General features: G+C 64.4%; 21 protein-coding genes. 8 read left to right on the forward strand and 13 right to left on the reverse strand.

Features of this window, described 5'->3' with window-relative positions; all coding sequences use genetic code 11:
* Positions 1-6 precede the first annotated feature (6 nt).
* The 4 genes from BMI88_RS04015 to BMI88_RS04030 all read left to right on the forward strand — a co-directional run bounded on the left by BMI88_RS04015 (position 7) and on the right by BMI88_RS04030 (position 3,541).
* On the forward strand, positions 7-618 hold the full coding sequence (locus tag BMI88_RS04015) for an inner membrane-spanning protein YciB (protein WP_078519652.1): 612 nt from the start codon (positions 7-9) through the stop codon (positions 616-618).
* Between the two features lie 66 nt (positions 619-684).
* Positions 685-1,494, forward strand: coding sequence for an exodeoxyribonuclease III (xth, locus tag BMI88_RS04020; protein WP_078546271.1), 810 nt, complete (start codon positions 685-687; stop codon positions 1,492-1,494).
* A gap of 76 nt (positions 1,495-1,570) precedes the next feature.
* Positions 1,571-2,137: a peroxidase-related enzyme gene (locus BMI88_RS04025; RefSeq protein WP_078546273.1), complete on the forward strand. Its 567-nt coding sequence runs from the start codon at positions 1,571-1,573 to the stop codon at positions 2,135-2,137.
* 66 nt (positions 2,138-2,203) lie between these two features.
* The gene (locus BMI88_RS04030; RefSeq protein WP_078546275.1) at positions 2,204-3,541 is read left to right on the forward strand and encodes an 8-oxoguanine deaminase; all 1,338 of its coding nucleotides are present in this window, start codon (positions 2,204-2,206) and stop codon (positions 3,539-3,541) included.
* On the opposite strand, the gene BMI88_RS04035 is transcribed toward BMI88_RS04030, so the two are convergent.
* On the reverse strand, positions 3,531-4,262 hold the full coding sequence (locus BMI88_RS04035) for a hypothetical protein (protein ID WP_078546277.1): 732 nt from the start codon (positions 4,260-4,262) through the stop codon (positions 3,531-3,533). The genes BMI88_RS04030 and BMI88_RS04035 overlap by 11 nt on opposite strands.
* A complete protein-coding gene (gene guaD, locus BMI88_RS04040; protein ID WP_078546279.1) occupies positions 4,259-5,542 on the reverse strand; it encodes a guanine deaminase in 1,284 nt (427 codons plus the stop codon). The genes BMI88_RS04035 and guaD overlap by 4 nt, the downstream gene beginning before the upstream one ends.
* A 146-nt stretch (positions 5,543-5,688) precedes the next feature.
* On the opposite strand from guaD, the gene mgtE reads away from it, so the two are divergent.
* Positions 5,689-7,074: a magnesium transporter gene (mgtE, locus tag BMI88_RS04045; protein WP_078519646.1), complete on the forward strand. Its 1,386-nt coding sequence runs from the start codon at positions 5,689-5,691 to the stop codon at positions 7,072-7,074.
* Positions 7,071-7,607, forward strand: a complete 537-nt coding sequence (locus BMI88_RS04050; protein WP_078546281.1) for a 5-formyltetrahydrofolate cyclo-ligase — start codon at positions 7,071-7,073, stop codon at positions 7,605-7,607. Before mgtE ends, BMI88_RS04050 begins: the two co-directional genes overlap by 4 nt.
* Here BMI88_RS04050 and purU read toward each other — a convergent pair whose 3' ends face one another.
* The 4 genes from purU to BMI88_RS04070 all read right to left on the reverse strand — a co-directional run bounded on the left by purU (position 7,608) and on the right by BMI88_RS04070 (position 10,799).
* Complete coding sequence (gene purU / locus BMI88_RS04055; RefSeq protein ID WP_078546283.1) at positions 7,608-8,504, reverse strand: formyltetrahydrofolate deformylase; 897 nt, start codon at positions 8,502-8,504, stop codon at positions 7,608-7,610. It lies immediately after the preceding gene.
* Positions 8,505-8,648: 144 nt separating this feature from the next.
* On the reverse strand, positions 8,649-9,599 hold the full coding sequence (locus tag BMI88_RS04060; RefSeq protein ID WP_078546285.1) for a cation diffusion facilitator family transporter: 951 nt from the start codon (positions 9,597-9,599) through the stop codon (positions 8,649-8,651).
* 115 nt (positions 9,600-9,714) lie between these two features.
* Positions 9,715-10,476 (reverse strand): VCBS repeat-containing protein, encoded by a 762-nt coding sequence (locus tag BMI88_RS04065; RefSeq protein ID WP_078546287.1) that lies wholly within the window; start codon positions 10,474-10,476, stop codon positions 9,715-9,717.
* Positions 10,476-10,799: a 2Fe-2S iron-sulfur cluster-binding protein gene (locus BMI88_RS04070; protein WP_075776110.1), complete on the reverse strand. Its 324-nt coding sequence runs from the start codon at positions 10,797-10,799 to the stop codon at positions 10,476-10,478. Before BMI88_RS04070 ends, BMI88_RS04065 begins: the two co-directional genes overlap by 1 nt.
* A gap of 167 nt (positions 10,800-10,966) precedes the next feature.
* On the opposite strand from BMI88_RS04070, the gene BMI88_RS04075 reads away from it, so the two are divergent.
* Both BMI88_RS04075 and BMI88_RS04080 read left to right on the forward strand, forming a co-directional pair.
* Positions 10,967-11,530, forward strand: a complete 564-nt coding sequence (locus BMI88_RS04075) for a peptidoglycan-binding domain-containing protein (protein WP_078546289.1) — start codon at positions 10,967-10,969, stop codon at positions 11,528-11,530.
* A gap of 108 nt (positions 11,531-11,638) precedes the next feature.
* Positions 11,639-12,877 (forward strand): MFS transporter, encoded by a 1,239-nt coding sequence (locus BMI88_RS04080; protein WP_078546291.1) that lies wholly within the window; start codon positions 11,639-11,641, stop codon positions 12,875-12,877.
* 206 nt (positions 12,878-13,083) lie between these two features.
* On the opposite strand, the gene BMI88_RS04085 is transcribed toward BMI88_RS04080, so the two are convergent.
* The 7 genes from BMI88_RS04085 to rpiA form a co-directional block, all read right to left on the reverse strand.
* Positions 13,084-13,650 (reverse strand): hypothetical protein, encoded by a 567-nt coding sequence (locus BMI88_RS04085; protein WP_146673465.1) that lies wholly within the window; start codon positions 13,648-13,650, stop codon positions 13,084-13,086.
* 245 nt (positions 13,651-13,895) lie between these two features.
* On the reverse strand, positions 13,896-15,368 hold the full coding sequence (locus tag BMI88_RS04090) for a DegQ family serine endoprotease (protein ID WP_078546295.1): 1,473 nt from the start codon (positions 15,366-15,368) through the stop codon (positions 13,896-13,898).
* 175 nt (positions 15,369-15,543) lie between these two features.
* Positions 15,544-15,735 carry a DUF2065 family protein gene (locus tag BMI88_RS19455; protein ID WP_083079137.1) on the reverse strand — a complete coding sequence of 64 codons (192 nt, stop codon included), beginning with the start codon at positions 15,733-15,735 and terminating at the stop codon, positions 15,544-15,546.
* Complete coding sequence (locus BMI88_RS04095) at positions 15,735-16,667, reverse strand: protease modulator HflC (protein WP_083079136.1); 933 nt, start codon at positions 16,665-16,667, stop codon at positions 15,735-15,737. The genes BMI88_RS19455 and BMI88_RS04095 overlap by 1 nt, the downstream gene beginning before the upstream one ends.
* Positions 16,667-17,845, reverse strand: coding sequence for an FtsH protease activity modulator HflK (hflK, locus tag BMI88_RS04100; RefSeq protein WP_078546296.1), 1,179 nt, complete (start codon positions 17,843-17,845; stop codon positions 16,667-16,669). The genes BMI88_RS04095 and hflK overlap by 1 nt, the downstream gene beginning before the upstream one ends.
* 55 nt (positions 17,846-17,900) lie before the next feature.
* Entirely contained in the window at positions 17,901-19,253 is a 1,353-nt protein-coding gene (gene gor, locus BMI88_RS04105) for a glutathione-disulfide reductase (RefSeq protein WP_078546298.1), read from the reverse strand.
* A 142-nt stretch (positions 19,254-19,395) separates the two neighbouring features.
* The gene (gene rpiA, locus BMI88_RS04110; protein WP_078519635.1) at positions 19,396-20,181 is read right to left on the reverse strand and encodes a ribose-5-phosphate isomerase RpiA; all 786 of its coding nucleotides are present in this window, start codon (positions 20,179-20,181) and stop codon (positions 19,396-19,398) included.
* Positions 20,182-20,247 lie beyond the last annotated feature (66 nt).

Consider the following 20,247-nt stretch of genomic DNA (forward strand, 5'->3'; position numbering starts at 1 on the left):
AGGCAGATGGCAGAGAAAAAGATTTCCCCCTGGGTGAAAGCGGCGCTCGACTGGGGGCCGCTCATCGTGTTCTTCGTCGCCTTCAACCGGCTCAAGGACGGCACCTACACGATCCTCGGGACTGATTACTCGGGCTTCGTTGTGGCCACCGCGCTGTTCATCCCGCTGATCGCGGCGACGACGCTGATCCTGTGGCTGCTGACCGGCAAGCTCTCGGCGATGCAGATCGCGACGCTCGTGCTGGTGGCGATCTTCGGCGGGCTGTCGGTCTGGCTGAACGATCCGACATTCTTCAAGATGAAGCCCACGATCATCTACCTGCTGTTTGCGGGTATCCTCGGGGCCGGATTGCTGCGCGGCAAGGCGTGGCTGCAACTGGTGATGAACGAGGCGATGCCGATGGCGCATGAAGGCTGGATGATCCTGACCAAGCGCTTCGTCTGGCTGTTTCTGGGCCTTGCCGTGGCCAATGAAATCGTCTGGCGCACGATGTCGGACGCGCATTGGGTTGATTTCAAGACCTTTGGTCTGCCGATCATCATGATCGCCTTCATCATGTCGCAGGCGAAGCTGTTCGAGCGTCACGGGATCGACACCGAGGAAAGCGAGGAGGGCTAACTCCGCCCTGTCCGTGCCCGCCGCGATCCGTTACACCTTTCGCGACTGCCAAACCCGGAGCCGCTTATGAAAATCGCCACCTTCAACATCAACGGCATCAAGGCGCGCCATCAGGCGCTGGTCGATTGGCTGAAGGAAGCCGAGCCCGACGTGGCTTTGCTGCAGGAGATCAAGTCGGTCGACGAGGGTTTCCCGCGCGAGATCTTCGAGGAACTGGGCTATTCGGTCGAGACGCACGGCCAGAAAAGCTTCAACGGCGTCGCGATCCTCTCGAAGCTGCCCTTGGAGGATGTGACGCGCGGCCTGCCCGGGGACGAGGGTGACGAACAGGCGCGCTGGATCGAGGCCACCGTGGTCGGCGACAAGGGCGCGGTGCGGCTCTGTGGTCTCTATCTGCCCAATGGCAACCCGGTGGAGCTTGACGACGCAGGCCAGCCCGTCGAAGGCGGCAAATACGCCTACAAGCTGTCGTGGATGGAGCGGATGAAGGCGCGCGCGGAAGAGCTGCTGGCGCTGGAAGAGCCCTTCGTGATGGCGGGCGATTACAACATCATCCCGCAGGACGAGGATGCCGCGAAACCCGAGGCGTGGCGCGGTGATGCGCTGGCGCTGCCGCAAAGCCGCGAAGCCTTCCGCCGTATCCTCAATCTCGGTTTCACCGAGGCGTTCCGCGCCCGGGTCCAAGGGCCGGGGCATTACTCCTTCTGGGACTATCAGGCAGGCGCCTGGCAGAAGAATAACGGCATCCGGATCGACCATCTGCTGCTGTCGCCGCAGGCCGCCGATCTGCTGCGCGATGTGGGCATCGATAAGGAAATCCGCGGCCGCGACAAGCCCTCGGATCACGTGCCGGTCTGGATCACGCTCGACCTCTGAGCGCGATTGCCGCAACGTCATTTCCTCGGCCCCGTCGCAGCTGTGCATAGTGGCGGCGGAGAAGAGGAGACCCCACATGCAAGACAAGATCAGCCGGCATCCGGTGCCGAAACTCGCCGACATGCCCGAGGATATCCGCACGCGGATCGAGGCGGTGCAGGAGAAGGCCGGGTTCATCCCGAACATCTTCCTCGCGCTGGCGCATCGGCCCGACGAATGTCGCGCTTTCTTCGCCTATCATGACGCGCTGATGGAGAAGCCCGGCAACCTGACCATTGCCGAGCGCGAGATGATCGTGGTGGCGACTTCGGCGGCCAATGAGTGCCAGTACTGCGTGATCGCGCATGGGGCGATCCTGCGCATCCGGGCCAAGAACCCGCTGATCGCCGATCAGGTCGCGGTGAATTACCGCAAATCCGACATCACGCCGCGCCAGCGCGCGATGCTCGATTTCGCGATGAAGGTGAGCCTGCGCGCGCAGGAGGTCGAGGAGGCCGATTACGAAGCGCTGCGCGCCCACGGGTTCACCGATGACGATATCTGGGACATCGGCGCGATCACCGCGTTTTTCGGCCTGTCGAACCGCTTGGTGAACATGGCTGCGATCCCGCCGAACCCCGAGTTCTACGCGATGGGGCGCTGAGCGCCTCTGGTCTTCGCCCATCCGCGCGGTCTAGGCTCTGGCGAAACCAGCCAATAGGAGTGCGCGATGGGCGAGATCTTGATCCGGGGCGCCGAGGTGATCGTCACGATGGACGGCACCCGGCGCGAGCTGAAGGGCGCGGATCTGCTGCTGCGCGACGGGCAGATTGCGGCCGTCGGGCCGGGGCTGGAAAGCCCGGGCGAGGTGGTCGAGGCCAAGGGCTGCGTCGTCACGCCGGGCCTCGTGAACACCCATCATCACCTCTACCAGACGCTGACCCGTGCGGTGCCGGGCGGCCAGGACGCGCTGCTATTTGGCTGGCTGCAGACGCTCTACCCGATCTGGGCGAAGATGGGCCCCGAGGAGATCCGCGTCTCGGCGCAGGTGGGGCTGGCGGAGCTGGCGCTGACCGGCTGCACCACCAGTTCCGATCATCTGTACATGTATCCGAATGGCGCGCGGCTGGAGGACACGATCCATGCCGCCGCCGAGCTGGGCCTGCGGTTTCATCCCACCCGCGGCGCGATGAGCATCGGCGAGAGCGATGGTGGCCTGCCGCCCGATAGTCTGGTCGAGCGCGAGGACGCGATCCTGAACGACTGCATCCGGGTCGTCGATGCGTTCCACGATGCAGGCGAGGGCTCGATGTGCCGGGTGGGGATCGCGCCCTGTTCGCCCTTCTCGGTCTCGCGCGAGCTGATGCGCGACGCGGCGCTGCTGGCCCGCGACAAGGGCGTGATGCTGCACACCCATCTGGCCGAGAATGACGAGGATATTTCCTACAGCTTGGCGCAGTTCGGCTGCCGCCCCGGGCAATATGCGCAAGATCTCGGCTGGACCGGCGAGGATGTCTGGCACGCGCATTGCGTGAAGCTGGACGCGGGCGAAATCGACCTGTTCGCGCGCACGAAGACGGGCGTTGCGCATTGTCCGTGCTCGAATTGTCGTCTGGGCTCGGGCATCGCGCCGGTGCGCCAGATGCGCGATGCGGGGGTGAAGGTGGCGCTTGGCGTCGATGGCTCGGCCTCGAACGATGCAGGCAGCCTCATCGGCGAGGCACGCATGGCGATGCTGCTGCAGCGGGTGCAAAACGGCGCCGATGCGATGGCCGCGCGCGAGGCGCTGGAGATCGCGACTTTGGGCGGGGCGCAGGTGCTGGGCCGCCTCGATTGCGGCGTGCTCGCGCCCGGAAAACGCGCGGATGTGGCGATCTGGGATGTCTCCGGGCTGGAGGCGGCAGGCGCATGGGATCCGGTCGCGGCGCTGGTGCTGTGCGGGCCGCCCAAGGTGAAACACCTCTTCGTCGAGGGCCGTCAGGTGGTGCGCGACGGGCAGGTGGTGACGATCGACCTGCCGCGGGTGATCGAGACGCAGAACCGACTCGCGGCACGGCTTATGGGCTGAATTTCTCGCGCCGCACCGCCCCGGCTGTGCTCGCGATCCGCAGCAGGCGGCGTCGGTTGCCTGCAAGGGCGGCCTCCATGAGCCCGGATAGCCCGCCGCGCGCCTTCAGATGCGGCCCGAGGTCGGAATGGCCGAGATCGGGGAAGATCAGGTGGTCGACGTTTTCTGCGCGCGGGAATGGCATCGCCTGATCCAGATCGTCATGCGCGCCGTGGCACAGGATCGTCCAACAGGGCGCGGACGGAAGCGGCGTGGTCCCGCGGGCGAATGTTCCGATCCGAGAGGTCCATTCGCTCCAGCGCGTCTCCCCCGGCACGACGCCCGGTTTGACCGAGACTTGCGGCGACAGGGCGAGCACCACATTGACCGGGATTACCTCCGCCGCGACCAGCGCCGAGACCGCGCCCATAGAGAGCCCAATGGCAGCGATCCGGGTGACGGGGCGGCGGCGCGTCACCTCTGCCAAGGCGGCACGCAGGGCAGGGGCGAAACCCGGATCGTTTGCCCAGCTGCGGCTTTCGTCGCTGATGAACAGCGCTCGGCGCGGGAAGCCGAGCGTGCCGCGCCCTGTAGCGGTGGCGACGAATTCCGGTGCGGGCGGGCGGCTTGGGTCATGGCCGATCGAGGCGAAGGAGATTACCAGATCGCCGCCGCCACCGTCTAGGAAATCGACCGTGAAAGGCGCGCGGGCGTAGATCCTCTCGAAGGCCGGATCGCTCAATGCAGCCGCTTGCCCGCGACCCATGTGCCCGCGATCGCGCGGTCGTCGCCCATCATGATCGTCGGGAAGATCGCCTCCCAGATGTCATTCGCACGGTCGGCACGCTGCGAAATGGCAAGCGTCGAGGCGAGGTCGACGGCGATGAAATCTGCCTCCATCCCCGGCGCCAGCGCACCGATCTTGTCGCCCATCCGCATCGACTGGGCCGAGCCTTGCGTGGCCAGCCACCAAAGCTGCGCGGGGTGCAGCGGCTGATGCGTCAGCTGCCCAATCTCATAGGCGGCGGCCATCGTGCGCAGCATCGAGAAGCTCGACCCGCCGCCGGTATCGGTGGCCAGACCGATCTGCTGCCCCTCGGCCAGACGCGTCGGCCAGTCGAAGAGCCCCGAGCCGATGAACGTGTTCGAGGTCGGGCAATGGATCAGCGCCGCGCCGACCTCCTTGATCCGGTCGGCCTCGCGCGGTTCCAGATGGATCGCGTGGCCGTAAAGCGCGTTCTCGCCCAGCAGGCCATAGGTCTCGTAAGTGTCGAGATAGTCGCGCGCGGTGGGATATAGCTCGCGCACCCAGGCGATCTCGTCCACCTGCTCGCTCAGATGGGTCTGCATCAGGCAATCGGGATGCTCCGCCCAGAGCGCGCCGAGTGCGCAAAGCTGATCCGCCGACGAGGTGGGCGAGAAGCGCGGCGTGATGACGTAGCTCAGCCGGCCTGTCCCGTGCCATTTCTGCAGGAGGACGCGGCTGTCGTCATAGGCCGATTGCGGCGTGTCGCGCAAAGCCTCGGGGGCGTGGCGATCCATGCAGGTCTTGCCCGCTGCGGCGCGCATCCCGCGGGCCTTGGCGGTGGTGAAGAAGGCTTCGACGCTGGCGGGATGGATCGTGCAATAGCTGCACATCGACGTCGTGCCGTTCATCAGCGCCAGATCGAGATAGCGGGTCGCGATCTCTTCCGCATGGGCAGGATCGGCGAAGGAAATCTCTTCGGGGAAAGTATAGGTGTTGAGCCAGTCGATCAGGCGTTTGCCCCAGCTCGCGACGATCGCGGTTTGCGGGTAATGCACATGCGCATCGACGAAACCGGGCGACAGGAGATGATCGCCATGATCGACGATCTCGGCCTGCGGATGGGCGTCGCGAAGATCGTCGGCCTCGCCCACGGCGGCGATCATACCGCCGTCGATCAGCATACCGCCGCGGCGCCGGTGCGTGACCGCCTCCGGCCCTTCGACAAGCGCGTCGCCACGGTATTCCAGAACCTGCCCAAGATGCAGTTCAGCCATCATTCTCTCCTGTCCGACGCGTCATGCTAGGGCGGGGCGGGGCGAAGGTAAATCTCTGCCGTCGCGGCGCTTCTTTTTCGCCATCGCCCCCCTGTCCATCTGCGAGAAAACAGCTATGTTTCACGCGCGATCGGAATGGGGGCGACATGGCCGAAGCACTTGCCGAAGAGACAGAGCGCGAGGAAGAGGATTATCGGCTGAGCGGAGAGCTGGTCGAGGAAATTCTTGATGCCGTCGAGCAGGAAGATGCAGATCGCCTGAGCGAGCTGCTCGAGCCCTTGCACGCCGCCGATATCGCCGACCTTATCGAACAGGTTTCCGGCCATGAGCGGCGCGAGATTCTGCGGCTCTGGGGCCGCCAGATCGACGGCGAGATCCTGACCGAGATCGATGAGGGCATCCGCGAGGAGGTTCTCGCAAGCCTGCCGCCGGAAGTTCTGGCCGACGCTGTCCGTGAGCTCGATTCCGATGACGTCGTCGACCTGATCGAGGACCTCGAGGAGCCGCAGCAGGAAGCGATCCTCGGCGCGCTCGACGAGACCGACCGTGCCGCGGTCGAAAAATCGCTGGGCTATCCCGAATATTCCGCGGGTCGTTTGATGCAGCGCGAGGTCGTGACCGCGCCCGAGCATTGGACGGTGGGCGAGACGATCGACTTTCTGCGCAAAGCCAAATGGCTGCCCGACCAGTTCTATCACGTGACCCTCGTCGATCCGGGCCATCATCCGGTCGGCAATGTCACCTTGGGACGGATCCTGTCCGCCCCGCGCGCCTCGAAGCTGATCGAGATTTGCGAGGAAGAGTTCCGCAAGATCTCGGCCTATCAGGACGAGGGCGACGTGGCCTATGCGTTCAACCAGTATCACCTGATCTCGGCCCCGGTTGTGGATGAAGACGACCGCCTAGTCGGCGTGATTACCATCGATGACGCGATGTCGGTGCTCGACGAGGAGCACGAGGAAGACATCCTCCGCCTCGCCGGTGTTGGCGACGAATCCGCGATCTCGGATACGGTGCTGGAAACCGTGCGTCAGCGCCTGCCGTGGCTCTTCATTAACCTCCTGACGGCCATTCTCGCCTCGGCGGTGATCTCGATCTTCGAGGGCACGATCCAGCAACTTGTGGCGCTGGCCGTGCTGATGCCAATCGTGGCCTCGATGGGCGGCAATGCGGGCACGCAGACGCTGACAGTCGCGGTGCGTGCGCTGGCGACTCGCGACCTGACCGATAGCAACGTCTGGCGGGTCGTGCGACGGGAAGCCATCGTGGGGCTTCTCAACGGTCTGGCCTTCGCGGTGGTGATGGGCGCGGTGGCCGCCTTCTGGTTCTCTGGCGCGCAGCTTGGCATCGTGATCGGGCTGGCGATGGTGATCAACCTCGTGGTGGCCGCCTTGTCGGGCATCCTGATCCCGCTCGCGCTCGAGAAGCTCGGCGCGGACCCGGCGCTGGCCTCGGGCACGTTCGTGACGACGATGACAGATGTGGTGGGCTTCTTCGCCTTCCTCGGCCTCGCCTCCGTCGTGCTGCTATGAGCAAGGATCTCGCGCGCAAGGACGCTTTCGCGGCGCGTAAGGCCGCCCATGCCGCCGATGACGGGGCGGCGACGCGAGCGCTGACGGCGGCGCTGGAGCCTTTCGCGGGCAAGGTGCTGGCGGGCTATTGGCCGATCCGCACCGAGCCCGATCCGCGCCCGGCGATGGTCGCGCATGGCGGGCCGCTCTGTCTGCCGGTTGTGGTCGCGGAGGCGCAGCCTTTGGTCTTTCACCGCTGGACGCCCGAGACCGAGATGATCGCGGGCGCGTTCGGGGCGCATATCCCGGCAGAGGGCGAAGAGAGCACGCCCGAGGTGCTGATCGTCCCGCTGCTGGCGTTCGACGCGCAGGGCTATCGGCTGGGCTATGGCGGCGGCTTTTACGACCGCACGCTGGAGGGGATGCGCGCACGCGGCCCCGTCACGGCGATCGGCTTTGCTTTTGCGGCGCAGGAAGTGCCGGAAGTGCCCACCGAGCCGACCGATCAGCCTCTCGACATGATCGTGACCGAGGCGGGCATCCTACATCTCTGATCAGCCCATCCGCTCGGAGGCGTAGGCACCGGGCGAGGCCGGGAAGACCACCGTCTTGCTGTCGTTCAGGAAGACCCGGTGCTGCACATGGGCGTGGATCGCGCGCGAAAGCACCTGCGCCTCGACATCGCGGCCCAGCGAGACGTAATCCGACGGGCTTTGCGCATGGGTGACGCGCACAGTGTCCTGCTCGATGATCGGGCCTTCGTCGAGATCGGCGGTCACGTAATGCGAGGTCGCCCCGATCAGCTTCACACCACGCTCGTAAGCCTGCTTGTAGGGGTTCGCGCCCTTGAAGCTCGGCAGGAAGGAGTGGTGGATGTTGATGATCCGGCCCGACATCTTCTGGCACAGCGCATCCGACAGGATTTGCATGTAGCGCGCCAGCACGATCAGTTCCGCACCCGATTCATCGACGACGTCCAGAAGACGCTTCTCGGCCTCGGGCTTGTTCTCCTTCGTCACCTTGATGTGGTGGAAGGGCAGGTCATGGTTCACGACGACCTTCTGATAGGTCATGTGGTTCGACACCACGCCCACGATCTCGATCGGCAGCGCGCCGATGCGCCAGCGATAGAGAAGGTCGTTCAGGCAGTGGCCGAAATTCGACACCATCACCAGAACCTTCATCTTCTCGCGGGAGTCGCGGACCGCCCAGTCCATCTCGAAATCCTTGGCGACCGGCTCGAAGGCGGCGCGGATCGCCTCGGCATCCTTGCCTTTCTCGGAGACGAAGCTGACGCGCATGAAGAACTGGCCCGTCTTCGGGTCGTCATACTGATGCGAGTCGGTGATGTTGCAGCCCTGATCGGCCAACACGTTCGCGATCCCCGCGACGATCCCCCGCGTGGAGGGGCAGGCAACGGTGAGAACGTAAGCGTCGGCAGTCTGGGTCATGTCGCATCCCTTTTGATCTTTCGCCCGGTTTCCTAGCGCGCCGGGGGTGGGGACACAATCACCCCGAGTCCGGGGAAGGGCGCGGGAGAAAGCGACGGCGTTGCGGTGAAAAGCGGCATTGCGTCAGGGGCGCGGCGCGCGGCCTCAGGCTGCCGCGTTTTCGGGCTGCGTACCGCGCAGGGATTCGATTTCGAGGAAAACGCTCGAAACCTCGGGATGGGCCTCATGGATTTTCTTCTGCACCGTCTCCACCGCGTGGAAGATCGCTGCGGGCGAGAGGCCTGTGCGCATCTTCAGCTCGATATTCACCAGCACCTGATCGGGCGCGAAATGCATCGTCAGGAGGCGTTTGACCTCTGCGACCTCGTCGAACCCGGTCGCGATCTCGCGGATCGATTTGCGCACATCGCGGTCAGCGGCCTCGCCCATGATCAGCGCGCGGGTCTCGTAGACGAGGATGATCGCCACGACGATCAGGATGAGCCCGATGACGATGGAGGCCGCGCCGTCGAAGAACGGGTTCTCGAACGTCACCGAGAGATAAACACCAAGTGCGGCGGCGAGGATACCCAGAAGCGCCGCGCTGTCTTCCGCGACGACGACGAAGATCGACGGATCCTTGGAGCGGCGGAAGGCCTTGAAATAGCCTTCGCCCGGTTTGCGCTGCTTCAGAAGCTGACGGATCGCGATAACCCAGGACGTGCCCTCGGCGAGGAAAGCCACCAGCAGGACGCCGTAATTCCAGATCGGTTTCTCGATCGGCTCGGGGTTCTGGATATGAACGATGCCCTCATAGATCGAGAGCCCGCCGCCGATCGCAAACAGCAGCATCGCGACGACGAGCGACCAGAAATACAGCTCCTTGCCATAACCGAACGGGTGTTTCTCGTCCGGTTCCTTCTTGCTGCGCTTGTGGCCCAGCAACAGCAGCCCTTCATTGCCGGTATCGACCACCGAGTGGAACGCCTCCGCCAGCATGGACGAGCTACCCGTGAAAGCCGCGGCTATGAATTTCGCGATGGCGATCAGGAGGTTCGCGGCGAGCGCGCCATAGACGGCAATCGGCTTTTCTTCGGAGGCTTGGGCGTCGGCCATGGCTGGGATCCTGCATCGGGGCGCGCGACGGGGAGGAACGACCGCGCGCCGGTGTCGTGATGCAGGGGTAACATGGGCGGGGGCAGGGCGGTTCCCGAGGCAGGTGCGGCAGGGCTCAGCCGTTGCAGTTCAGCGCTTTCGCGAAGCCCGCGGGCGAGGTGTCGCGGCCAAGGCGCGTCCAGTTCACTGCGTTTGCGGACGTGACGGAGAGCGCAAGCAATTCCGACCAGTCGAAGCTGGCGACGATCATCTCGGGCCCGGCGCCGCAATCGCGTACCCCGCCTAGGATGTTGTCAGAGCCGAAACGGTGATTGGTGAACTTGCCTCCCGCGAAGGTCGGGTGCAGCTCGCCGTTGCGATACTCGAAGAGGCGCAGCACGCCCAACCGATGCGGCGCGTCGATCAGCGCGATGTCACGATGCCCGTTGCCATTGAAATCCGCGATGCCGATGGGCGCGAGCCAGTGGTTCGGCTCGCCCACGAAATCGGTCGCGGCGAGGAATTCCGGCTTTCCCGATTTCACCGTGAGCACCAGAAGCCGCGAGCCGAACTTCAGATGCGATTGCACCACGATCACCTCGTCGATGCCGTCACCGTCGAGATCGCTCAGGCGCGGGCTCGTGTCCTCATAGACCATGTCAGGGTCGAGGCGCAGGTCGTAGGTCAGGGTGCTGTGGCCCGAGAACAGCCCCTTGGGGCTGCCCGCCTTGCGGGCCACGTCGATCTGGAGATTTGCGAATTCCTGATCGGGGCCGAGCGCGCCGTGACCGTAGCGGTCCGTCGGCTCGGTGAACCGCGCAGCGACCGACATTTCGGCCCGCGCGGGCAGGGCGGCAGCGGTGACCAGCGCGAAGGCGAGGGTCACCGCGCGTCGCATCAGATCTGCTTTTCGGGAAGGTTGACGATCAAACCGTCGAGCTCGTCCGTGACCTTGATCTGGCAGGTCAGGCGCGAGGTGACGGGATCGGGCTCGTACGCGAAATCGAGCATGTCCTCTTCCATCGGATCGCGCGGAGGCAGTTTCTCGATCCAGTCTTTGTCGACATAGACATGGCAGGTCGAACAGGCGCAGGCGCCACCGCAATCGGCGTCGATGCCGGGCACGCCATTGTCGCGTGCACCTTCCATCACGGTCATGCCGGGCTTCACGTCGATCTCGTGACGGGTGCCGTTGAATTCGACATAGGTGATTTTCGCCATAGCTCGGGGCCTCTTGTTCGTAATCAAAACGCGCTTGCCGGCGGGGCCGGTCGCAAGTGATCTAAGCTGCTTTCGGTGATTTGGCCAGAGGCGGGCTATCACGGGCAAGGGATTGCCGCAGCGTAGATATCGGCTAGTCTGCCGGCCCAAGGCAGGCGGAGACAAGAATGCGGCAGATCGCTGAAAACTTCGGCACGGCGCGGGCAATGCTGTTGGCGCTGGGTGTGACGATGGGGCTGGCGGGCTGTCAGCCCACAGCGCAGGGCTCGGAGGCCGCGCCGAAAGATCCGCCCGCCAAGACGCTCGCCCATGTGCTGCAAAGCCGCCCGCCCGCCGACGACGCGCAGGGCTGTTTCACCCAACTCAAAGGCCCGGCCAAGGTCGAGACCGTGACCGGGCAGGTGCAGGTCATCCCCGAACAGCGCGACCCGAAGACCGGCAAGGTCACGCAGCCCGCGATCTATCGCGAATTGAGCGGCCAGAAGCTCGTCGATAGCGGCAAACCGCGCTATTTCGAATCCGTCTGCTCGGAGGATCTGACGCCCGCTTTCGTTGCGATGACCCAGCGAGCGCTGGCGCTGCGCGGGCTTTATTCCGGCCCCGCCGACGGCAAGCTGGACCCGGCGACGGGCCGCGCGATCGCGGCCTATCAAGCGCCGCGCGGCCTCGACAGCCCGACGCTTTCGGTCCGCGCCGCGCAGGAGCTCGGCCTCTATATCTGGTCGAACTGAGGCCGTCCGCGCTTGCCATCGCAGCGCCGCACACCCCTTTGCGCAGGCGGCGGGGTTGTGCCCACGGGGGGAAGGGGCTCTAACCGGGGCCAAAGGACAGGGGGCATCATGCAAAAGCTTTTCGGCAGCAACCTGCGCTTCATGCGCGACAATGCCCGCTGGCTCGGCGCGGGGTTCCTGCTGACGCTGTTCTCCTCCTTCGGGCAGACCTTCTTCATCGGCCTGTCGGGCAATGACATCCGGGCGACTTTCGGTCTGTCGGGCGGCACCTTCGGCGCGCTCTACATGGTGGCGACGCTGGCCTCGGCCTCGACGCTGCCGTTTCTCGGGCGCACGCTCGACCTGATGCCCGGCTGGAAGGTGGTGCGCTTCACCATTCCGCTGCTCGCGCTGGCCTGTATCGGGATCACGCTTGCGCCGAACCTGATCTTCCTGACGCTGGCGATCTACATGCTGCGGCTCTTCGGGCAGGGCATGATGACCGAGATTGCCTTCACCGAGATCGGCCGCTGGTTCGTCGCGAGCCGCGGCAAGGCGATGTCGCTGATCGTGCCGGGCCAGCCCTTCGGCTCTGCGGTGCTGCCGGTTCTGGTGGTGCTGATCGCGCAGGCGAGCGGCAATTGGCATCTCGCGTGGTGGCTCTCGGCCGGGGTGCTGGTTTTGATCGCCTGGCCGCTCCTGATGCGGCTGATGCAGGTCGAGCGGGTGCCCAATGCGACCGAGGTGCAATCGAGCGCCTCGGGTACCGCGCGCGACTGGACCCGGTCGGAGGTGATCCGCGACCCGGTCCTCTACATGCTGCTGACGGGGCTGCTCGCGCCGCCCTTCATCGGCACGGTGATCTTCTTCCACCAAGGCTACCTGACCGAGCTGCGCGGCTATTCCCCGCTCGCCTTCGCAGCCGCCTTCCCGGTGATGTCGATAGCGACGGTGGGCTTCGGCTTCGTCTGCGGCGGGCTGATCGACCGGTTCGGGGCGCTGCGCCTGTTGCCCTTCGTTCTGGCCCCGCTGACGCTTGCCTCGCTGACGGTCGCCTTGGTCACGCCGGTCTGGGGCGTCTATGCTTTCATGGCGCTGCTTGGCATGTCGAACGGATTTTCCGGCACGCTGATGGGCGCGCTCTGGCCCGAGGTCTACGGCGTGAAGAACCTCGGCGGCATCCGCGCGATCATCGTGGCCTCGATGGTGCTCTCGACCGCCGTGGGGCCGGGGATCACGGGCGTGCTGATCGATATGGGGGTGGAGCTGCCGACCCAGATGCTGGGCATGGCGGTCTGGTGCGTGATCGCCGCCGGGAGCCTGACGATCGCCTCGCGCCGGGTGCGGGCACGCGAAACGGCGCAATGAAAAAGGCGCCCCGCGGGGCGGCCCCATGCAGTAAAGGGTGCAGCGTGGGGCCGAACGCCGTGTAGGCGCGACGCCATGTCGATCAGCAGTTCCCGACAAGACCTTCGGAAGCTGTCTGCGGCGGATGTCGGCTAAGCGGAAGAAGCGGACGTTGAGGTGTGCCAATTGAATGACCGCTCCTTGATGAGCTTCTAGTCAGTCCGTTCTCAGAAACGGTGTCGGAACCAAGGTAGACTTTTATCTTTGAAGTCACTTGGAAACTGGTCCCGTTTCTCTTCCATGACCGACCAGATGTGATCAGGGACTGAGAACGGAAATTCATCGAATCCGTAAGAATGACCGTTTTGCGCGTCAGTTTGAATGAAGCCGCGCTTGTAAAGCGAAGCTGCATGGCCACCGTCCATCTCCGCAGTGAAGCTCTTCCGGCTATGCGTAAGCAAGTAGCCGTAAATTGCTAATTCATTGTCCGTCATATAAGGTATGTGTTCAACGAATTTGCGTTGGTGCTCCGCAATCCTCTGCTCCTGTTTTCTTGCTTGGTGACGTTCTTTCAGCGCGGTTGTCGCCCATGTTGTGACCTTTTCGATTAACGAAGCAAGACCAAGCCCGGCCGTAACTAGGGTCGCTAAAGGCAGGCCGTAGACAACAAACGGAGAGTTCGAAGGAGGAAGTACCTCTGCCGTCAATAAGAGCCAAAACACGCTCAATCCAAGACTAAGTCCAAGTAGTTGCCACGCACTTGCCTTAAGGATCGCCAACCAACCTGAATCCATGTCATTCCCCCTCATGCTTGACTGTTTTTGACAGCGGTTCTGCCGCGTTGTCCACCTCATGCAGCAAAGTCGGCGAATTCGATTTCCATGGCCCGCGCATTGCTGCCGTTGGTGCAAAGCGCAGGATCAGCCAGTTTGGGGTCGAAGCGGCCATTGCACTTCGAGCCTTCAACGTTCTCACGCGCACCATTTACTGAAAAAGGCGCCCCGCGGGGCGCCTTTTCTATCGTTTTGAACGGTGCGGATCACTCCACGGGGAGGGCCACGAAACGCGGCTCTCCAGCGCGGCGGATCAACAGCAGGATCGACTTGCGCCCCGCATCCTTCGCCGCCTGCACGCGCTCTTCGAAGTCATCGACCGCGGAGACCGGCTTCTGCCCGACTTCGGTGATCAGATCGCCGACGCGCAGCCCTTTTTCATAGGCCGAGGAGGTCTCGTCGATCTGCTTGATGACGAGGCCGTTCGCCTCTTTCGTCAGGCCCATCTCTGTGCGCAGGTCGTCTGTCAGCGGCGTCACGGTCAGGCCGAGCATGTCCTTCTCGACCTCCTGCGGGGCCTGTACGGCTTTCGGGGGCTGTTCGCCCTCGGCGGCTTCGCGACGGCCCAGCGTCACCAGCAGCGTCTTGGCCTCGCCATCGCGCATCACGGTCACGCGGACCTTCTCGCCCACCGGAGCGTCGGCCACGCGACGCACCAGATCGCGGGTGCTCTTGACCTCTCCGCCATCGAAGGAGGTGATCACGTCGCCGGCCTCGATCCCGGCCTCTTTCGCGGGGCCATCGGGCACTTCAGAGACAAGCGCGCCTTCGGGGGCCTCGAGCCCCATCGCTTCGGCCATGTCGGCGGTGACGTCCTGGATTTTCACACCCAGCCAGCCGCGCCGCGTCTCGCCGTATTCCTTGAGCTGATCGACCACTTTCGCGACCACGTTGGACGCCATCGAGAAGCCGATCCCGATCGAGCCGCCATTGGGCGACAGGATCGCGGTGTTCACGCCGACGACCTCGCCTTCCATGTCGAAAAGCGGACCGCCCGAGTTGCCGCGGTTGATCGCCGCGTCGGTCTGCAGATAGTCGTCATAGCTGCCGGACAGCTCTCGATTGCGCGCCGAGATGATCCCGGCCGAGGCGGAGAAGCCCTGACCCAGCGGGTTGCCCATCGCCATCACCCAGTCGCCGACGCGCACGGCGTCGCTGTCGCCGAAGGCGACGAAGGGCAGGGGGGAATCGCTCTCAACCTTCAGAAGGGCGATATCGGTTTTCGGATCGGTGCCCACCAGTTTCGCGTCGAGACGCTTGCCCGAGAAGAATTCGATCTCGATCTCGTCGGCATCTTCGATGACGTGGTTATTGGTCACGATATAGCCGTCCTCCGAGATCACGAAGCCGGAGCCGAGCGCGTTCGAGCGGCGCGGCGCACCGCGCCCGTTCGGGCCATTGGGGGCGTTCGGGTTCGGCAGGCCGAAATCGCGGAACAGATCCTCGAAGGGCGAGCCGGGCGGGAAGTTCGGCATTTCGCCGGTCGGCGCGGCCACCGTGGTCGAGGTGGTGATGTTCACCACCGAATTGGAAACCTGATCGACGAGTTCGGCAAAGCTTTCCGGGGCGGCGCGGGCATAGGCGGGCCCGGCCAGAGGGGCGCAGGCGAGCGCCACGGCAAGCGTGGCGGCGCTCAATCCGGCGCGCAGCATGGATCCGGGTCCGGTGAGGATTGTCATATGGCTCTCCCTTGCTTCGCCGGCGCGGAAGACCGGCGCGATGCTCTCTTTGATTTGAAATGTAGGAGCAGGGAGGGGCGAAGGGAAGTTATTCGCCAAAATTCACGACAGGAAATTGCGTCGCAGGGGGCGGACAAGGGCGCTCTCTTGCGCTCAAGGCACGAGAGAAAGGCGGTTATCCGAACTGCCGCAGCGCCCAGAGGATCGCCACCCCCGTCGCCAGAGCCGCGAGGCCAAGGGCGCGACGTTGGCCCGCCGACATGGCGCGCAGCATATCCAGCGCCTCCTCGATACGAGAAGGGGCCAGCGCAAGCGCCAGCCCCTCGATCACAAGGACCAGTCCCAGACCGGTCAGAAGCATCGCCATCACTGGCCGACCTGGCTCGCAGATGCGCTGCCCCGGCCTGCACCGGTTTCGGGCCCCGGGTTCTCCCCGATCGAGCGCAGGAAGCGCCCGTAATCGAAGTAGAGGCTGTCGGGCTGCGTCACCAGCGACGAGGTCTGCGTCTTCATCGATTGCGCGTAGAATTGCAGCGCGCGCACGAAGGCGAAGAACTGACGATCCTTGCCGTACGCATCCGCATAGACCTTGTTGGCCTGCGCATCGGCTTCACCGCGCACGATCTCGGCCTGTTTCTTGGCCTCGGACGTGACCTCGACCGCGGTACGGTCGGCGGTTGCGCGGATGCGCTGTGCGGCCTCGGCGCCGCGGGCGCGCTCGTCTGCGGCTTCGCGTTCACGCTCTGCCCGCATCCGGCCATAGGTGGAGGCGAGGTTCTGCTCGGGCAGATCGGTGCGCGTCAGACGCACGTCGATCACGTCCACGCCCAGCGACAGCGCCTCGCGACGTGCCAGATCGCGGATGCGGTTCATCAGCGGCGTCCGGTCATCCGACAGCACAGCCGTCGAAGGGACCGAGCCCAGAACTTCGCGGATCGCGTTGTTCAGGATGCCGTCGATGCGGCTCTTTGCGGTCGTCTCACCGCCCGCGCCCACCGCTTCGCGGAATTTCACCGCGTCGACGATGCGCCAGCGCGCGAAGGCGTCGACCACGAGACGGCGGTCGTCCTCGGGCGTGACTTCGAGCGGCTGCGTGGTCAGGCTCAGGATGCGGTCATCGTATTTCACGATGGTGTCCACGACCGGAATCTTGAACCCGAGACCGGGCTCGGTCTTCACCTGCTGCACCTCACCGAAGCGAAGCACGAGGGCCTTTTCACGCTCGTCCACCACGAAGACCGAATTCAGTCCGAGGAAGATGAGAACAACGAGAACGGCAATTGCGATAGGTCCGCGCATCAGTTGCTTCCTCCCGTGTTAGCGGTCGAGTTGGTGTTGGACGTCGAGCTGGAGTTCTTGCGCAGCTGATCCAGCGGCAGATAGGGTACGACCCCGCCAGCGCCGTCCTTGGTGTCCACGACGACCTTGTCGACGTTCTGGAGCAGCTTGCCCATGGTTTCGTAGAACATCCGGCGCTTGGTCACTTCGGGCGCTTTCTCGTATTCCGTGAGGATCGAGTTGAAGCGCGCGGCATCACCTTCGGCGGCGTTCACGATCTGCGCGCGGTAGCCTTCGGCCTCTTCCTTGACCTGAGCGGCCTCACCGCGAGCGCCTGCCGTCACCTTGTTGGCATAGGCGTCGGCTTCCTTCTCGAGACGGTCACGCTCCTGCTGGGCGGCTTGCACCTCGCGGAAGCTGTCGATCACCTCGCGCGGCGGGTCGGCGCGGTTAAAGTTCACACGAACGATGTTGATGCCCGCATCATAGCTGTCGAGCGTGTTCTGCACCGCCGAGCGCAGATCGCCCGCGATCTCGCCACGTGCGGTCGACAGGATCGGCGCGAGGTTCGAGCGCGCGATAATGTCACGCATCGCCGATTCCGACACCGCGCGGATCGTGTCCTGCGGATCGCCGAGGTTGAACAGGTATTTCGCCGGATCGCTGATGTTCCAGACCACCTGGAATTCGAGATCGACGATATTCTGGTCGCCCGTCAGCATCAGGCCGGTATCGTTCGTGCCTGCGCGGCCTGAACCGATATCGACAGTCTGTTCGCGCGTCACCGGAACCTTGGAATAGGTGATGAAGGGCCACGGCGCGAGGTTTAGGCCGGGGCCTTTGGTCGCGTAGTAGCGCCCGAACATCAGCTCCACCGAGCGTTCTTCCGGGTTCACCTTGTAGAGCGAGGAGCCGAGCCAGATCGCAACCAGAGCCACGAGGCCGATGACGACCGCGGTCTTGGCCGGGAAGGGGCTCTTGCCGCCTCCGCCGCCATTGGGACGGTTGGGACGATTGCCGCCTCCCTTGCCGCCCATCAGCACCTTGAGCTGCTCGGAGCCCTTGCGCATGAATTCCTCAATTTCCGGGATCTGTCCGCCCTCGCCGGGACGTCGCTGACCGGGACGCTTGTCTTCGCGGTCGTCGTCGCGGTCATCGCCGCCACCGCCTCCGCCGCCCCAGGGGCCTCCGTTGCTCATATGCTCCTCACCTTTCCGTTATCTTGTCGGACAGTTGGGTATCTTTTCCGTGATTTCAATAATGTCTTACAGGGTTCCGCATGGTCACGAGCTCTTCGCCCATGGTCGGGTGGACCGCGCAAGTCGCGTCGAACTGTTCCTTGGTTGCCCCCATTTTGACGGCGATGCCGACCATTTGGATCAATTCGCCCGCTTCGGGGGCCACGATATGGCAGCCCAGCACGCAGCGCGTCTCGCGGCAAACGATCAATTTCATCAGCACCCGCGCGTCGGAGCCCGCAAAGCTCGAGCGCATCGGCCGGAAGCTCGAGACGTAGACCTCGGCATTGCCGCGTTCCTCGGCCTCTTCCTCGGTGATGCCGACGGTGCCGAATTCGGGCTGGGTGAAGACGGCCGAGGCCACCAGCTCGTGATCGGAGGCGCGGGCATTGGCGCCGAAGATGGTATCGGCGAAAGCGTGGCCCTCGCGGATCGCGACCGGGGTCAGGTTGATGCGGTCGGTCACATCGCCCACCGCGAAGATCGAGGGCACGTTGGTCTGCGACCATTCATCGACCATGACCTCACCGCGCTCGCCCAGCTCCACGCCCGCGGTCTCGAGGCCGAGCCCTTCGGTGTTCGGCGTGCGGCCCGTTGCGTAGAGCACCGCGTCGAACTCTTCCTCGCGCCCGTCGCCGCAGGTGACTTTCAGGCAGTTCTCGGTCTTCTCGATCTCGGTGATCACGACATGAGTGTGAATGTCGATGCCGCTCGCCTGCATCTGATCCACGATCAGATCGCGCGCCTCGCCATCGAAGCCGCGTAGCAGGGGCGAGCGATTGTATTGCGTGACCTCCACGCCCAAGCCGTTGAGGATGCAGGCGAATTCGCAGGCGATATAGCCGCCGCCGACGATCAGGATGCGCTTGGGCAGGGTGTCGAGCTTGAAGATGTCGTTCGAGGTCATCACCAGCTCGCAGCCCGGGAATTCGGGCACGAAGGGCCGCCCGCCGACCGCGACGAGGATATGCTTGGTGGTGATCTTTGTGCCATCGGCCAGCGTGACCTCATGCGGGCCAGACACGGTGGCGCGCTGGTCGAAGACCTTCACGCCCGCGTTTTCCTGCCCCTTGCGATAGATCGCTTCGAGCCGGTCAAGCTCAGCATCCAGCTTGCCGCGGAAGCCGGACCAGTCGAACGCGCCGACATCGGCGCTCCAGCCATAGGCGCGGGCTTCTTCGATAGCCGCCGGCGCGGTGGAGGCGAAGACCATCAGTTTCTTCGGGACGCAGCCGCGGATCACGCAGGTGCCGCCCATTCGGTATTCCTCGGCCAATGCGACGCGCGCGCCATGGCCCGAGGCAATCCGGGCCGCCCGCACCCCGCCAGAACCGCCGCCGATGACGAAAAGGTCGTAGTCGAAGCTCATGGGGGCGCCTTCCTTCCTGATATTCCTTGGGCCTTGGCTTAGCGGTCCATGCGCTCAGGAGCAAGGCGGGGACGGAAAGACGCGCGCAAGGCGGGGATGCGTCACAGCGTTGCATCCCCGAGGCGCGCGTCCGGCGCCAAGATCAGTCCATATCGCGGAAGATATTCTCGTCCTCGGCGAACTCGATGGTCTCGTTGGCCACCGTGCCCTCATTGATGTCGCGGATCTCGACCTTGCCGTCGGTGCCGCCGATGATGACCTTGTCGCAGATGTCGATGAACAGGCCATTCTCGACCACGCCGGGAATCTGGTTCAGCACCAGTGCCAGCTGACGCGGGTTGCCGATGCGGTTGAGATGCAGATCGACGATGTAATTGCCTTCATCGGTCACGAAGGGCTGCTGGCCGTTCAGGCGCAGCGAGGTCTGGCGGCCCATCACGTCCATCGAGTCGAGCAGTTCCTCGATCAGCGCGCGGGTGACCTGCCAGCCGAAGGGCACGACCTCGACGGGAAGAGGGAAGGCGCCCAGATGGTTCACTTCCTTGGAGGCGTCGGTGATGACGACCATCTGATCGGACGCGGTGGCCACGATCTTCTCCTGCAGCAGCGCGCCGCCGCCACCCTTCACCAAGTTCAGGTCGGGGTCGAATTCGTCTGCCCCGTCGATCGTGATATCGAGCCATTTCGCTTCGTCGAGCGCCACGACCTTGATGCCGACCTGACGGGCGAGATCGGCGGTACGCGTCGAGGTGGGCACCCCGATCAGCTGCAGCCCTTCATCGCGGATACGCTCGCCAAGGCAGCGCACCATCCATGCGGCGGTCGAGCCGGTGCCGAGGCCCACACGCATCCCGTCTTCAACGAGGTCAACGGCACGGCGGGCGGCGGCGAATTTCGCCTTGTCGATCGGGGAGAGGTCGGCAGCCATTTGGCACTCCATTCATGGGCAGTCTGAGTTGCCGACGCTTATAGGCAATCACAACCGCTCAGGCGA

The sequence above is a fragment of the Thioclava sp. F36-6 genome (assembly GCF_002020305.1).
GTDB lineage: Bacteria > Pseudomonadota > Alphaproteobacteria > Rhodobacterales > Rhodobacteraceae > Thioclava > Thioclava sediminum.